The following is a 16,347-nucleotide window of genomic DNA, read 5'->3' as shown; positions in this document are numbered from 1 at the left end:
GAGCTTCTGGACTCGACGACGACCCTACCTCGCAAGACTGCCCGCCCTATGAAGACTCGCCACGTAACACTTTCGATGATCGCAACTCTGGTTGCCGTGTTCTGTTCGACTCATTTGATGGCGGCCTTGCCCATCGTGACGAGCTTGAAACCGATGGGGGTGGTGCGAGGAACCGAGACCGTCGTGACCCTCAAAGGTGATCGACTTTCAGATGCGTCCGAGGTGATCTGTGACTTGCCGGGGATCGAGATCCTGGAAGTCAAAGCGGTGGACGACAAGACGACAGAGGTCAAACTCAAGGCAGCGGATAACTTGGCACCGGGACTCTATCCCATCCGTCTGGTCACCAAGAGCGGAATCGCGAACTTGCGTTTGCTGGGCGTGGGGACGATGCCGGTGATCGAGGAAGTCGAGCCCAATAACGAATTCGCCGCCCCCCAGTCGATCCCGCTCAACTCCACGGTGGAAGGAATCGTTCAGCGAGAAGACGTCGAGCATTTTCAAGTGGAGCTCAAAGCAGGGCAGAAAATCAACGTCGAGATCGAAGGTATCCGTCTTGCCTTTTCACTGAACAATCAAAACATTCTCGATCCCTACATCGCCATTCTGGATGAAGGACGATTCGAAGTCGCCACCAGTGATGACAGTGCCTTGCTGCAACAAGACGGATTCTGCTCGTACACCGCCGAGAAAGATGGCAAGTACACGATCCTGGTCCGTGACAGTTCCTTCTTGGGCAGTGGCGTGTGCGGGTATCGATTGCACGTCGGCACGTTCCCAAGACCCGTTGCCGTGCTCCCCGCCGGTGGAGCACCCGGCTCGATTCTGAAGGCACAGTTGATCGACGACGAACACAAGGTGATCAACGCGGAAGTCCAACTGCCAGGCGAACCTCTGGATCGATGGGGCGTCATCACCGAAAATGAAAACGGCATCAGCCCTTCGCCGAACTGGGTTCGCGTCAACGAATTACCCGTTGCGATGGAAGTCGAACCGAACGATGACCGTATGAAGGCACCCGAGGTCACTGTGCCAGGTGCACTGTGCGGCGTGGTGGAGAAGCCAGACGACTACGACTGTTTCCGTTTTCAAGCCAAGAAGGACACACGCTACCGCGTGGAAGTCTTTGCCCGTGAAATCCTGCGTTCACCACTCGACGCCGTGCTCAACGTGTTTGATCCCAAAGGTGCCACGCTGGTGTCGTCCGACGACAGCCGCGGCAAGATCGATCCGTTCCTGGATTTCACAGCCAAAGAAGACGGATTGCACAGTGTCCGAATCTACGATCACTTGCGTGGCGGCAGCCCTGAACACTGTTACCGAATCGAAGTCACCACACCGCAACCGAGTGTTTCGCTAACACTCAGTGAGCTGCGTCGTGACGAAGCTCAAGTGGTTTCCGTTCCGATCGGCGGACAGACTGCGATGATGGTCGCGGTCGGTCGCGATCAGTACAACGGCGAAGTGAGTTTGAGCCTGGATGGCCTGCCCGCAGGCGTGACGGCAACGACCTTTCCCGTTCCCGCGGGTCGCCCAGAAGTCCCCGTGTTGTTGACCGCAGCTGCCGATGCCAAGCACAGTGCGTCGTTGTACACGATCAACGCCAAGGGTGATGACAAGAGCCCGACGGTCTTTGGAACACTGAGTCAAACGCACAAGTTGGTGCTCGGCCAAAATCGCCGTGGCATGTTTGAATACGTCACGCCACGCGCCGCGATGGCGGTCACTGACGAAGCTCCCTTTAGCGTCGAAGTCGTCCAACCCAAGACACCCATCCTGAGAAACGGCAGCAAAGACATCGTCGTCAAGCTGACTCGCAAGGAAGGTTTCGACGGACGGGTTAGTTTCCGAACGCTCTACAATCCTCCAGGTATCGGAGTGAATAACAGCCGGTATATCGACAAGGGCCAGACCGAGTGCACGATCCCGATGACCGCCAACGGTGGTGCTTCGATCGGGACTTGGCCGATGATTTTCGTCGCAACCTACTCCACACCGATCGGTTCGACCGTGTGCAGCACTCTGCCAATCATGCTGGAAGTCCAGGACTCGCTGTTCAAGTACGAGTTTCCCAAAGCAGCCGGCGAATTGGGCACGGAAATCAACTACACGCTCACCATGGAAATTCTGCGAGAGTTCGAAGGCGAGGCGGAAGTTGAATTGGTCGGATTGCCCGCCGGCGTGACCAGTCCCGCTGCGACTCAAAAGATCGCCAAAGACGCAACGTCGGTGACGTTCCCATTGGTCATTCCCGCTGACGCCAAAGTCGGCAAGCACAAGACGTTGGTTTGTCAGTCAAAGGTCACCGCCAACGGTGAAACGATGCTGCAAACCACCGGGACCGGCGAACTGCGAATCGACAAGCCGTTACCACCCAAAGTCGACGAACCCAAAGTCGAAAAGCCGGCCGAACCGCAACCGCCAAAGCCAGAGGCGCCCAAGGTTCTTAGCCGACTTGAGCAATTGCGACTTCAAAGCCAAGAGTGATCCAAGGCTCGCGAGGCAACTCGCAACCTTTGATTTTTATCAACCACCAGATTTCGGCCCCCCCAGAATCACTCGCGTGATTCACTTCCCTCTCGGGATCCTGATCCATGAACTTGCAACACTGCATGCCTCACCGATTTCGCTTTGCCGCTTGGCTGCCCGCCACGATCATTGCCTCCATGGTCTTGATCGGCTCTGCTCTCCACTCCAGCGTCGCAACGTCTGCCGAGCCGGCCGACGCCAGTGCGACGCCGCCGGCCAATCCGCCCAAGCCGCCGCAACTGTCGGTTTATCCGCCAGCGATCAAGCTCGGCTCGGCTCGTGACTTCCAATCCTTCGTCGCCGTGCTGCAACGAGACGACGGGGTGACCGAGGATGCGAGCGATCGCGTCGAGTGGAGCATCGCCGATGAGAGCAAAGTCCGTCGAGATGGATTCAAATTATTGCCCGTCGCCGATGGCAGCACGGAACTGGTCGCCAAGTACTTGGGAACCACGGTCAAGATTCCGATCGAGGTAACCAACGCGACGACCAAGCACCCGATCAGCTTCGAGAAAGACGTCATGCCGGTGTTGACCCGATCGGGTTGCAACACCGGATCTTGTCACGGTGCCGCACGCGGTAAAGACGGATTCAATTTGAGTTTGTTCGGTTTTGATCCTGCGGGAGACTATTTCCGAATCACGCGAGAGATCGGCGTTCGTCGCATCAACTTGGCCGTGCCCTCGGAAAGCCTTTTCCTGAAAAAGTCCATCGGAGCGGTTCCCCACACCGGTGGAAAGCTGTTCGGTACCGACAGCGACTATTACGCCACGATCCTGGAGTGGTTGTCCAATGGCGCACCGGCCGATGCCGCGGACAACAAGCCTCCGACGGTCACTGAAGTCAATATTTATCCATCCCAAGCCGTCATCGAGGGCGAAGGTGCCACCCAGCGATTCGTCGCCGTTGCCACCTACAGCGATGGCACCACACGCGACGTGACGCGGCTCGCCGCATTCACATCCAACAACTCAGGTACCGCTGCGATCGATGACGCGGGCAACGTGACGGCAGGACGTCGCGGCGAAGCTTTCGTGATGGCTCGCTTCGATACCCACACCGTCGGCAGCCAAGTCCTGGCGTTGCCCAAAGACCTTGTCTACAACCCGCCCCCGATCACAGGCAACTACGTCGATCAACTCGTCGGCAAAAAGCTGCAACAACTGCGTATCGTGCCCAGCGGTCAATGCTCCGATGAAGAGTTCATTCGTCGAGTGACAGTCGACATCACCGGATTGCTACCGACCGAAGGTGAGTACAGCGAATTCCTGCACGATGCCGCTCCCGATAAGCGAGAGGCGCTGGTCGATCGACTGCTGCAACGCAAGGAGTTCAGCGAAATTTGGGCGATGAAGTTTGCTCAGTTGCTGATGATCAAGAGCAGCAATCAAGTCAGCTATAAATCGGCTTACTTGTACGCCAACTGGCTGACGGACAAGTTTGCTCGCAACGTGCCGATCGACCAAATGGTTCGTGAGTTGCTGACCAGCACTGGCGGTACCTTCAACTCGCCACCGACAAACTTTTACGAGATCGAACGCGACACACTCAAGACGGCTGAGAATGTCGCCCAGGTCTTCATGGGAATCCGAACCCAATGCGCCCAGTGCCACAACCATCCGTTCGACCGCTGGACGATGAATGACTACTACGGGTTCGCATCGTTCTTTTCACAGGTCGGTCGCAAGAACGCCGAGGACTATCGCGAGCAAGTGATCTACAACCGCGGTGGTGGTGAAGTGAACCACTTGGTGACCAAGAAACCCATTGAGCCGACCTTCCTCGGCGGTGGTCCAGCGGACACCAAAGGCAAGGACCGTCGTGAAGTCGTCGCCGAGTGGTTGACCAGTCCTGAAAACCCGTTCTTTGCCAAGTCCATCGCAAACCGCGTATGGGCTCACTACATGGGTGTCGGCATTGTTGATCAAGTCGACGACATTCGTGTCAGCAATCCACCGAGCAATCCAGAATTGTTCGACACGCTGGGCCAAAAGTTGATCGAGTACAACTTTGATTTCCGGCGTTTGGTTCGCGACATCTGCACCAGTCAAGCCTATCAACGCAGTACCGCAACCAACGAAACCAACGCGCACGACAATCGCAACTACGCCCACGCCGTTATTCGACGTATACCAGCGGAAAGCATGCTCGATTGCATTTCGCAGGTGACGGAGTCGCCCGACAAGTTCCAAGGGCTGCCACTGGGTGCTCGCGCCGTACAAATCGCTGATGGCGGCACCAGCAATTACTTCCTGACCACGTTTGGTCGCGCACCGCGGGCCACCGTTTGTGATTGCGAAGCGTCCACCGACCCGTCGCTCTCGCAAGCCTTGCATTTGCTCAACGGCAGTTCGGTGAGCAGCAAAGTGGCTGCGGGTGGCAAGATCGCCAAATGGATGAAGGATGAGGGCATGACCGAACAGCAGGTCGTTGAGCGGATCTACGTCCGCTGTTTGTCCAGAAAACCGACTCAAACCGAGTTGGATCATTTGTTGCCGGGGGTGGCAGAAGCAGAGAACAAGGCCGCTGCACTGGAAGACATCTTCTGGGCGGTCCTGAATTCTCGAGAGTTTGTGTTTAACCACTGATCGTCCACGATCACCCTCCCCATTGCCTCAGTTTGCATCTCCCCATGCGCCACTATCAAACGCTCAGTCTCGTATTCGCATTCGTCGGTTCCGTGTTCAGCAGCGTGCTCGTTGCTGAGGACCAAAAATCACCCGAAGGCGAAGTGAAGAAGGTCACCTACGAGGACGACGTCAAGCCGATCCTGCGTCAGCACTGCCTGAACTGCCATCATCAAGGTGACAAGAAGGGTGGCCTGGCGTTGGACACCTTTACCGCACTGATGGAAGGCGGCGGTAGCGGCGAGATCGTATACGACGATGGCGATGCCGAAGCGAGTCGAATGTGGCAATTGGTCAATCACGATGACACGCCGGTCATGCCTCCTGAAAAAGACAAGTTGCCCGCTGAGCAACTCGCCGTGATCCGCGCTTGGATCGAAGGCGGAGTATTGGAAAACAGCGGCAGCAAGGCAAAGGCCAAGAAGAAGAACGCACTCGCCTTCACTTCCTCCGCAGGCGGTAAACCTGAAGGCCCAGCCGCAATGCCGGAAACCATTCCACAAAGTGTCCCCGTGGTCACCGAGAGGGCCGCCGCCATCACAGCACTCGCGGCCAGCCCCTGGGCACCGCTGATTGCGATCGCCGGACAAAAACAAATCGTGATGTACCACACCGACACCAATGAGTTGCTCGGCATCCTGCCCTATCCCGATGGCATCGCCCAGTCGCTGAGGTTCAGCCGTGACGGTAGCTATCTGATCGTCGGCGGTGGCGAACACTCCTTCAAAGGCACCGCGGTGATTTTTAACGTCAAGACGGGTGAACGAGTCGCTGAGATCGGCGATGAACTCGACACCGTCTTTGACGCCGACGTCAACGACAAAATGAATCGCGTCGCGATGGGAGGCCCACTGAAGATGCTTCGCATTTTTGACGCCACCGACGGCGAAAAACTTTTTGACATCAAGAAACACACCGACTGGATCTACTCCGTCGCCTACAGCCCCGACGGTGTCTTGATCGCATCAGGCGATCGCTCCGGAGGCCTCTGTGTTTGGGAAGCCGAAACGGGACGTCTCTACCTCGACTTGGTTGGCCACAAGGATGCAGTTCGTTCGCTCTCATGGCGTGACGACTCCAATGTATTGGCCAGCGCCAGTTTGGATGGCTCGGTAAAGCTCTGGGACGTCAACTCGGGGAACGTGGTCAAGTCGATCGATGCCCATGGCGGCGGCGCAACGGCAGTCTCGTTTGATCACCAAGGTCGCGTCGCCACCGCAGGCAAAGACGACCGCGCAAAGCTCTGGGACCCCAGCGGCAACCTGATCAAAGAATTCCGCGCAGGCAGCGAAGATGTCCTGGAAGTCGTGATCACACACGATGGCAAGCGAGTCATCTACGGCGACTGGAATGGCGACGTTCTGACGGCCAACGCCGAGAACCCGGACGAAAAACAAAACTTGGCCGCTAACCCGCCTCCGATCGAAGCCCGTATCGAATCGGTCAAAACCACCCTCGCATCCGTCCAGCAAGAGTTGCAGCCCGCCAAGGCCGCGTGGGATGCCGCACAAGCAGCCGTTGCAGCGGCACAAAAACCGGTTGACGAATTGAACGCTCAAATCGCTGCTCTGCAAAAACAGTCTGCCGATGCCGACGCGGCTGCCAAAGCAAACGATGCGAAACGCGCCGCGATCGACGGGGAACTCGGCCCGCTGACGGCAACGTCGCGAGAACTGCAAGACGCCTTGATCGTCGCTCAAGTCAACTTGAAGAAAGACGCCAACCTGCTCGACCAAATGGCGGTAGCTGAAGAAGCTCTCGCGAAACACTTGCTTGCGTTGGCCGGAAAACGTCGTGAGCGAATCGGTGCCGTTGCCGCAGTGGGTCAGCAACAGCAGCTTGCTGCTGCAAAGAAAGCCGAAGCGGACAAACTAGCTGCAACTCTTCCTCCGTTGCAGCAAAAGGTCGCCGAAGCAACGGCGGCAGCCAATCAGGCCAAGGCCGCACACGATGCCATTGCTGCTCGCGTCAATGCGATCCAGGACAAGATGAATCGCATGTTGGCCGAGAAGTGATTTCACGGCTTAAGCTATCGACTTGGAAAGTCGAGCGACTGTAGGTCATGCTCTGCATGACGGAATACGGTCTGCCCGTCTTCACGCTGATGTCGGTGTGAACGAGGGGAATTCTGGCGAACCCCACTACACGGTTCGCTGCAACATCTCCATGCTCTCGCGTTGTCGTTGAATGACAAACTGTCTCGCTTTGGCGGCCTTTTCCTTGGCAGCCTCTGGATTTTTCGCCATTTCCAACACCGCGGACGGCAAACGCTCGACATCGGCCTCGTTGTCAAAATCAAACAACCAGTCGCCCAAGCCGATGTCGCGCCACATGTATCCCTTGCTCGTTTGTTCCGACCAACGACAAACGATCGCGGGAACTCCGTTCCCGATACACATGATCGGCGAGTGCATCTCGTTGCCAAACAAACCCGCGCTGCGAACATACGTCGAAATGGCTTCACCGGTCAGCCAATAATCCGGACGCCAAACCACACGAGCTTTCACGTCATCCGGCAGTGGGTCGTACAACAATTCCTTGCCAACCGCCATCTGAGTGCGATCCTCGGGACAGACCAACACCTTCAGATCCGTCCGACGCACCAACTCCATGATCGCTTTGCGATGCGGTGCATGATCATGCTGCTTCATCGCCTCGTTTCTGGCGTGCTTGATCTCGTCCCGCTCCCTCTTTTTCTCTGGAATCACCCAATACGGCGTGTATCGCAACCGAGGAATGCAACACATGAACTTGCCTTCCTCCAGTCCATGTCGCTGCAAGAAAGCGATCGCCTTTTCATCGTCACGCAAATCGGTACCAAACGCGCCGTCAGGACCAAACTCCATCACGGGACAGGTGCAACCACGGTCCTTGGCCAATTGCATCGATACGGAATCGCGAAAATAGACAAACTCCGCTTCGCTCAGCAACGCGATCGTCCGCGCGAATACATCGCCAGGCGTCGCCTGAGTGGACGCGGAATCTTGAACGGGCAAGGTGATCCCGTAGACCCCGAACGGTTTGCCGGTCTCCTCATGCCATCGCCGCACGTCCCGCTCCGCAACCAATGAAGGACCGGAGCCATGAAGTAAAAAGTCGCATTGGGCAAACGCAGACTTTAATGCTTCGGCCCCTTGCACGATCTGCAACTTGGGAAAGCGGCTCAATAGCAACTCTTGGACGCCATTTTTCACATTGCTGGGCCAAAGGTAGATCTCGGCTTCTGGCAAATACCGCTCCAAGATGGCGAGTACGCCGGGCGTGTGAGCGATATCGCCGATGTTGACGGTTTGCCACGAGGACCGCAACAGGATGCGAGGCGTGGACTTGCCCTCGGCAGCACGCAGCACCGAACTCATCATCGCCGCTGTGATCGAGCCACAGAGAAACTGTCGTCGTTTCATCGATATCCTACCCATTGAAGTCCTAGCGAATTGTCAAACCCATACGAGCCGACAGTATACTTCATGATCCAGTTCTCTATCGATGTTTGAACAAAGCGGAAAGTGAGTTTGAACGAATCCATCACGATCGAAGTCCACGCGACGCCAGGAGCCAAACGCAACTTGGTCGGTGGACAGCACGACGGCAGATTGCGTGTCAGCGTGACCGCTGCTGCGGACAAAGGCAAAGCGAACGCGGCCATCATCAAACTGCTGGCCGATGCGCTGGGAGTTTCAAAATCCTCCATCGAGCTGATCAGCGGCGCAACGAACCGTCAAAAAAAGTTCCGCATCACCGGGGCATCTTCCGACATGCGTGACAAACTCCAGAACCTAATGCAATGCTGATCAGAACGATGTGGGTAAGGGCAGGCCTGCGCAAGTGAGTGTTTGGGATTGGCAGTACGTTTGACGGGGCACGCTATCGACTTGGAAAGTCGAGCGACAATTCGCGCGTTCGATCAGCCCTCTCCTCCAGTACCTCTCCCCCGACTTGTCGGGGGAGAGGTCGAGCTCGCCCTTTAGGCGATGCTCGGGTGAGGGGGGCCGTCCGCGCAAATCAGCCGCCACGCGATAGCGTCCGGTTCTTGCACCTAAGCTCGGGAACCGGACGCTATCGCGCCAGCGGCTGATGAATAATCCGGCTTAACGCCTCGTCCGACAATTTGAGGGAGAGATTGCAGTTCGATAAGAGATTCGAACCCAACCGGAACGCGTACTGTGAGCGACGATTGTCGTTCGACTTTCCAAGTCGAAAACGAACACCACCAACCGCATCGATCCGGGACGCACATCTGACACCTCCCCCAAGGAACTTGGGGGAGGTCGAGCAGAGCCGTCCAGGCGAATGCGAGGGAGGAGGCCTGTCTGCGCAAGTAAACGTTTGGGATTGGTAATACGTTTGACGGGGCACGCTATCGATTTGGAAAATCGAGCGACAATTGTCGTTCGACTTTCCAAGTCGAAAACGAACACCATCAACCGCATCGATCCGGGACGCACATCTGACACCTCCCCCAAGGAACTTGGGGGAGGTCGAGCAGAGCCGTCCAGGCGAATGCGAGGGAGGGAGGGGGCCGGTCTGCGCAAGTGAGCGTTTGTGATTGGTAAAACGTTTGACGGGGCACGCTATCGACTTGGAAAGTCGAGCGACAACTGTCGTTCGACTTTCCAAGTCGAAAACGACACCACCATACGCTTTGACCCGTGATGCGTGTCACCTCCACAAGAGAGCGTTCATGATGAACCGCGGTGATCCTCTGCGGAGAAAACGCACCAAATGGATTCCAATCCGTTCCAAAACACGGCCGTTCACGTAAAACCCCATCCAATGCAACGCAGTCCTGCTAGTATCATGGACAATGCCAGAGAGTTCCCTAGAGACATTCCTGCCACGAGGTATCGATGACATCCCGGATGACACTGTCCCGATTGACACTGCCCCGGACAACACTGTCCCGAACAACACTGTCCCGAACAACACTGTCCCGAACAACACTGTCCCGAACAACACTGTCCCGAACAACACTACCCCCAGCGATCATCCTTGTCATCGCGACCGTGATTCCATGCGCAGACGCTCTCACGCTGATTGCCGACGAAGTGCGATTCTCACGCGACGTGCTGCCAGTCCTTTCCGACCGATGCTTCCACTGCCACGGACCCGACGAAGCGAACCGGGAAGCTGGCTTGAGACTGGATGTTGAACAAGCAGCGAAAGACGATTTGGGTGGCTATCGTGCGATCGTTCCCGGCAACTCAGAGGCAAGCGAAATTTGGCAACGGATCACGTCGACGGATCCCGATGTCCAGATGCCGCCTCCAGATTCGCACCGCAAACCATTGACGCCCTCGGAGCGTGCAGCGATTCGTCGATGGATCGACGACGGAGCGATCTGGGGAAAACACTGGTCCTTTGAAGCACCAACACGAGCGTCGCTACCGGACATCGCCGAGCACCCGGTAGACGCCTTCGTGCGCCAAACACTCCAGGACAAAGGGCTCACGCCGTCGCCACCTGCGCGGTCACACACTCAGATACGACGCCTCTCTTTTGACTTGCTCGGCTTGTCGCCATCCATCGACGACGTCCACGCCTTCTCAAACGATCCTTCCGACACGAATTGGGAATCGATCGTCGACCGCATGCTGCAATCACCTCATCATGCGGAGCGATTGGCGATGTGGTGGCTCGATGCCGCCCGATACTCGGACTCCGACGGATTTCAACAAGACGCGACACGACAGAATTGGCCGTGGCGTGACTGGGTGGTCAACGCGTTCCGTGAAAACATGCCGTACGATCAGTTCACGGTTCAGCAGTTCGCCGGCGACTTGCTGCCCGACGCGACTCCGGAACAGATTCTTGCGACGTGTTTTCATCGAAACCACATGACCAACGGCGAAGGAGGCCGTGATCCGGAGGAATCACGTGTCGACTACGTGATCGATCGCGTCAACACGACGGGAACCGTCTGGCTCGGATTGACGCTCGGCTGTGTGCAATGTCATTCGCACAAGTTTGACCCGATTACACATCAGGACTACTACAGCCTGACGGCATTCTTTAACAGCATCGACGAAGACGGCAAGGCGGGAATGAACGCCAAGCCGTACTTGAAATATGAATCGCCACTCGTCGAGCCGCGTATCGCAGAGATGCAGGCCTTTGTTGATCAACTTCGTCAGACCGAGAAACTCGAATTGCAAACGGCCACGGAACGTTTTGAAACTTGGCTCAATGAATGGTTTGCCAATCCCGTCGAGTCCTATCAAGCCTGGTGGACGCCTGAGCCAAATGTGGTCAGCAGCAACGGATCAAAGTTCAATATCGAATCCGACGCTATCGTTCAATCGATCGGACCAACTCCCTCACAAGACGACTATCGAATCGAACTCACCGTACCCGAGTCGATGAGGCAGATCAGCGGTTGGCGTCTGGAAGTTTTTCCGTACGAGTCTCACGTCGACGGAAAGTTCTCACTCGACCCCAAGGGCAACGGCGATTTCACGTTGACCAGCGTGCGAACTTTGCTGCGACCTGTCGGCGCACAAGCCGAATCAGAACTTGAGATTGCAGCGGCGGTTGCGGACTACGAAGCGGACAAGAAACGTGAGACCAAATGGGACGACCGCTACGCGACCATCGAAAAGACTCTCAACGACGACGCGCGTGACGGGTGGACGACGGAAGGAGCGAAGGAGATCGCCCCACACGTGGGCGTCTATCGACTTGAGCAGCCGCACGCCGTGCAGCCCGGTGATCGAGTGGTTTTGCTGCTGCGGCAATTCTCCACCCACGGGCACGCCAACATCGGTCGGTTTCGAGTCTCACTGGCCAGTGAACCGGGAGACACGGTTTCTCGTGTCGACGGTGGTTCACCGATCAAATCGTTGATCGACTCGCAAGCAAGCGACCGCGAATCGATCGACAAAGAACTCCGAGCTGAGTTGCTGAAGCAGTTTCTGCTTTCCGATGACGTGTACCAGGAAGTCCGCCAGCGATTGACTCGCGCGGAAAAACAACTTTCCAGCTTGAAATCTGAAGCCAAGCCCAGGTCTGTCATGGTTTTGGAGCAACGCACCGACCCGCGTGACACTCATGTATTGCTGCGCGGTGTTTGGGACGCCCAAGGTGAGAAGGTTCAGCCAAGTGGATTGCCAGCCGTCCTCGACTGGCCCGCCGAGAAATGGCCCGCCGAGAAAACACAAACGCGGTTGGACTTGGCGAATTGGATCGTCGATCGCCAAAACCCGCTCACCGCGCGCGTCGCCGTGAATCATCTCTGGCAGATGCTCTTTGGCAACGGATTGGTGCGAACTCCAGACGATTTTGGACTGCAAGGAGAGTTGCCAACGCATCCCAAACTGCTCGATTGGTTGGCCGTCGAGTTGATGGAGAATGATTGGGACCTGCGACACATCATCCGATTGATCGTCACCAGCGAGACCTATCGCCAAAGCAGCAACACAACGCCTGAGTTGTTGGAACTGGATCCCGAGAATCGATTGCTGGCGCGTGCACCGCGATTCCGATTGCCCGCTTGGATGATCCGCGACAATGCATTGCAGGTTTCCGGACTATTGAACCCTGCCCTCGGCGGTCCACCCGTCCATCCGTATCAACCGTCGGGAGTGTGGGCAGAAATCACGATGGGGCGATTTCACTACGACCCAAGTCTCGGGCCGGCGCAGTACCGACGAACGTTGTACGCCTATTGGCGACGATCCAGTGCCCCGACGTTTCTGTTCGACAGCGCACAACGTCGAGTCTGTGAGGTCAATGTGCGTCGCACCAACACGCCACTGCATGCGTTGACGTTGATGAACGATACCACGATGCTGGAAGCGTCCCGGGTGTTGGCCGACTGGGTCCTGTCTGATCTGAGTCAATCGAACGAGGAGAACCAACTGGCCGCGTTGAGCGAACGTGTTTTGTCTCGCCGATTGTCCGCCGACGAAATCTCCGAGATCCAAGACGTACTGGCGGATGCTCGACGGTACTACCAATCCGATCTCGTTGCGGCATTCCAATTCACCAAGATCGGACAACAACCAGCGGCCCCCGAGTCGACGGTCGTCCAGACCGCAGCTTGGATGACGATTGCCAGTCTATTGCTCAATCTCGATGAGGCGATCAGCCATGAATAACCTTGGACGCCGATCCTTTCTCTCCCAAACCGGATTTAGTCTCGGCGCGATCGCCGCCGGCGCGCTGCTCGGGCGCGAATCCATCGCGGCAGAACTGACAGCCTCGCTACCTCACTTTGCCCCCCAAGCAAAGCGGGTGATCTTTTTGACCCAGTCGGGCGGTCCGTCGCAGATTGAGTTGTTTGACCACAAACCGGATTTGCACAAACTCGCCGGCACGGAACTGCCCGACAGTGTACGGCAAGGTCAGCGTTTGACCGGGATGACGAAGAATCAAAAACAGTTGATTTTGCCGCCCGTCACGTCGTTTTCACGTTACGGTCAAAGCGGTGCGACCATCGGAGAGTGGTTGCCTCATACGGCGAAAGTCGTCGACGATCTGTGTTTCGTCAAATCGATGGTCACCGACCAGATCAATCACGCTCCAGCGATGACGAAATTCCTGACGGGTCATCAACTACCCGGTCGTCCGAGCTTTGGGTGTTGGGCCAGCTATGGTCTGGGCAGCATGAACCAGAACCTGCCCGATTACATCGTGCTGATTTCTAAAATGAAACGTTCCAGCGACCAACCGCTGTACGATCATTATTGGGGCAGCGGTTTCCTGCCCTCACGACATCAGGGAGTCAAGCTTCGCAGCGCCAGCGATCCGGTCTTGTATTTGAATGACCACAATGGTTTTCCACCGCAACTGCGACGTAGCATGCTCGACGGACTTGGTTCGCTCAATCAGCGACGTTACGACGAGACGCTGGATCCCGAGATCGAAACACGGATCGAGCAGTACGAAATGGCCTTTCGCATGCAGACCAGCGTGCCAGACCTGGCGGATTTGAGCGATGAACCCGAGTCCACATTCCAGCAGTATGGACCCGATTCTCGGCGACCGGGAAGCTACGCCGCCAACTGTATCCTGGCTCGACGTCTCGCCGAACGCGATGTGCGTTTCATTCAATTGTTTCATCCTGACTGGGACCACCACTCTCGCTTGAGTTCATGGTGCGTCTCGCGTTGCATTGATACCGACCAACCCAGTGCCGCATTGATACGCGACCTCAAACAACGCGGTCTGTTGGACGACACTCTGGTGATCTGGGGTGGCGAGTTTGGCCGCGGTGTGGCCGGTCAAGGAAAATGGGATTCGCCCGAGGCAGGACGCGACCACCACCCACGATGCTTTACCATTTGGATGGCCGGTGGCGGAATTCAGCCCGGAATGACTTACGGAGCCACCGATGATTTCAGCTACAACGTCGCCGAAAATCCCGTCCATGTTCGTGATTTGCACGCCACAGCGCTGCATTTGCTGGGCATCGATCACGAACGTTTCACACATCGATTCCAAGGACTTGATTTCAAGCTCACCGGAGTCGAGCCGTCACACGTCGTTCACGACATACTGGCTTAACGAATCATCCAGTGGGTGAGCATTTCAGCCGATCCAGATGCCAACCATGAAAATCATCCTCGCTCTTGTCAGCACGTGCTTCTTTTACGGCCAAGTTCAAGCGGCAGATTCAACTGTCGGACAACCCAACATCATCGTTGTGATGGCGGATGACCTTGGTTTTGGAGACATCGGAGCATATCGAGCACTGTACCCTGGCGGCGACGCAAAGCCGGATGCGTTTCGATTCACGCCCCATCTGGATCGACTCGCCAAACAAGGCGTTCGATGCACGCGCGCCTACGCTTGCAGTTGGTGCGCCCCCAGCCGATTGATGTTGCTCAGCGGTCAATGGGCCAATCGCGCAGAGATCTATGATCATCCTTGGATCGGCAAGCAGTTGCGGGATGCCGGCTACCGAACTTGTCTCGTCGGCAAGTCACACGGCGTTGCACCGACGCAACGTGTCTTCCACAACACGGATGCGAAAACCGCTGAGTTCAGCGACGGTCTGTTCTTCAATGGCGGTGCTCGCGGTTACTACCTGAATGCTGGTGAAACGTTCCCAGGACGCCATTCCTTGACGCCGTTCACCTTTACCGCTCAGGGTGGCGAACACCTGACGGACGTCTTCACCGATCATGCAGACCGGTTCATCCGCGAGAAGACCGACACGCCTTTTTTTCTTTACCTGGCCTACACGGCACCGCACGAACCGTTGCAGGCAGCCCCGGCTGATCTGAGAAAGCTGTTTCCAGATCGCTTTGCAAACATGACAGATGATCAGATTCGGGCAACCGCCGGGCGTAACGCTGCAGCAGAAATTCAACATGCTCATTACGCAGCAATGGTACACGGACTGGATCGCGGGATTGGCCGGTTGATGGCGACTCTGGAGGAACTTGGGCTTGCTGAAAACACACTCGTGATGATCACCAGCGACAACGGCGCCCAGCACGGTTCAAATTTTCCGTTGTCGGGACACAAATGGGACGATTTAGAAGGAGGAATCCGGGTTCCGTTCATCATTTGGTCACATGCGATTGCGAATTCCGATCGACCCGGCCTCGTATACGATGGCTTGGTGTCGCTAGCTGACATCGTGCCCACCGCGGTGACCTCGGCAACCGGAATGGTGTATCAGAATGAAACCGACGGCATCGATCTGCTTTCCGCTATTGCAGCAGACTCCCTGCCAACCGGCCGGCAATACTATTGGGCGAACGCTGAGTACACGATGCATTTGAGCGGCCTTGACCATTTCTCATCCAATCCTGTCGGCGAGAGACTGTTTCAATGCGTATTGATTCGTGACAGGGAAAAGGTGATTCTTTGGAACGCCAACCAATCCGGCGAAACCGGAGCGGTCTACTCAACGACTCCTGATGTCGTGGGCGATGAGAAAGCGTCGAGCAAGCTAGCAGAGTCCACGCCCGTTGCGGGTAATTATCTAGATGCCCGTCAGGCAAAAGATCTCCTGTCCGAGATGCGAGAACTGGTGCGATCAAGCAACGGAGGCCTGCTGCCAGAGTGGAACGGCACGCCCGAGAAACTGCGTGAAGCCGCCCGATGACACCCGCCGATTTCGGTGCGACAAGGATAACGAGGGCATCGTCAAGGCGAAAAAGGGACACTTCTCGCTGATCGCCACCCCGCAGAACGCTCGTTCCCAGACTCACGCCTGGGAACGCACTGCCACGGAGGCTCTGCC

General features: G+C 56.6%; 8 protein-coding genes. 7 read left to right on the top strand and 1 reads right to left on the bottom strand.

Going from position 1 to position 16,347, the window contains the following annotated elements:
• The first annotated feature begins 48 nt into the window (after window positions 1–48).
• From Pla52nx_RS09705 to Pla52nx_RS09695, 3 genes are all read left to right on the top strand, one after another.
• Window positions 49–2,487 carry a PPC domain-containing protein gene (locus tag Pla52nx_RS09705; RefSeq protein WP_231741838.1) on the top strand — a complete coding sequence of 813 codons (2,439 nt, stop codon included), beginning with the start codon at window positions 49–51 and terminating at the stop codon, window positions 2,485–2,487.
• A gap of 125 nt (window positions 2,488–2,612) precedes the next feature.
• Window positions 2,613–5,117, top strand: a complete 2,505-nt coding sequence (locus tag Pla52nx_RS09700) for a DUF1549 domain-containing protein (RefSeq protein WP_390620376.1) — start codon at window positions 2,613–2,615, stop codon at window positions 5,115–5,117.
• Window positions 5,118–5,161: 44 nt separating this feature from the next.
• Window positions 5,162–7,171: a c-type cytochrome domain-containing protein gene (locus Pla52nx_RS09695; protein ID WP_146519148.1), complete on the top strand. Its 2,010-nt coding sequence runs from the start codon at window positions 5,162–5,164 to the stop codon at window positions 7,169–7,171.
• Between the two features lie 126 nt (window positions 7,172–7,297).
• On the opposite strand, the gene Pla52nx_RS09690 is transcribed toward Pla52nx_RS09695, so the two are convergent.
• On the bottom strand, window positions 7,298–8,560 hold the full coding sequence (locus Pla52nx_RS09690) for a polysaccharide pyruvyl transferase family protein (protein WP_146519149.1): 1,263 nt from the start codon (window positions 8,558–8,560) through the stop codon (window positions 7,298–7,300).
• A gap of 102 nt (window positions 8,561–8,662) precedes the next feature.
• On the opposite strand from Pla52nx_RS09690, the gene Pla52nx_RS09685 reads away from it, so the two are divergent.
• The 4 genes from Pla52nx_RS09685 (at window position 8,663) to Pla52nx_RS09670 (ending at window position 16,209) form a co-directional block, all read left to right on the top strand.
• Window positions 8,663–8,947, top strand: coding sequence for a DUF167 domain-containing protein (locus tag Pla52nx_RS09685; protein WP_146519150.1), 285 nt, complete (start codon window positions 8,663–8,665; stop codon window positions 8,945–8,947).
• Window positions 8,948–10,159: 1,212 nt separating this feature from the next.
• A complete protein-coding gene (locus Pla52nx_RS09680) occupies window positions 10,160–13,249 on the top strand; it encodes a PSD1 and planctomycete cytochrome C domain-containing protein (RefSeq protein ID WP_231741840.1) in 3,090 nt (1,029 codons plus the stop codon).
• Window positions 13,242–14,657 carry a DUF1501 domain-containing protein gene (locus Pla52nx_RS09675; RefSeq protein WP_197454402.1) on the top strand — a complete coding sequence of 472 codons (1,416 nt, stop codon included), beginning with the start codon at window positions 13,242–13,244 and terminating at the stop codon, window positions 14,655–14,657. Before Pla52nx_RS09680 ends, Pla52nx_RS09675 begins: the two co-directional genes overlap by 8 nt.
• Window positions 14,658–14,703: 46 nt before the next feature.
• Window positions 14,704–16,209, top strand: a complete 1,506-nt coding sequence (locus tag Pla52nx_RS09670) for a sulfatase family protein (protein WP_197454403.1) — start codon at window positions 14,704–14,706, stop codon at window positions 16,207–16,209.
• Window positions 16,210–16,347: the final 138 nt, after the last annotated feature.

The organism is Stieleria varia (assembly GCF_038443385.1).
GTDB lineage: Bacteria > Planctomycetota > Planctomycetia > Pirellulales > Pirellulaceae > Stieleria > Stieleria varia.
Note: the sequence above shows the minus strand (reverse complement) of the source record. Positions and strands in the feature narration are given on the sequence as shown.

What these genes read in the sequence shown, in the direction of transcription:
- Pla52nx_RS09705 (WP_231741838.1), top strand. Translation starts at nt 49, where the DNA reads ATGAAGACTCGCCACGTAACACTTTCGATGATCGCAACTCTGGTTGCC.
- Pla52nx_RS09695 (WP_146519148.1), top strand. Translation starts at nt 5,162, where the DNA reads ATGCGCCACTATCAAACGCTCAGTCTCGTATTCGCATTCGTCGGTTCC.
- Pla52nx_RS09670 (WP_197454403.1), top strand. Translation starts at nt 14,704, where the DNA reads ATGAAAATCATCCTCGCTCTTGTCAGCACGTGCTTCTTTTACGGCCAA.
- Pla52nx_RS09700 (WP_390620376.1), top strand. Translation starts at nt 2,613, where the DNA reads ATGCCTCACCGATTTCGCTTTGCCGCTTGGCTGCCCGCCACGATCATT.
- Pla52nx_RS09690 (WP_146519149.1), bottom strand. Translation starts at nt 8,560, where the DNA reads ATGAAACGACGACAGTTTCTCTGTGGCTCGATCACAGCGGCGATGATG.
- Pla52nx_RS09675 (WP_197454402.1), top strand. Translation starts at nt 13,242, where the DNA reads ATGAATAACCTTGGACGCCGATCCTTTCTCTCCCAAACCGGATTTAGT.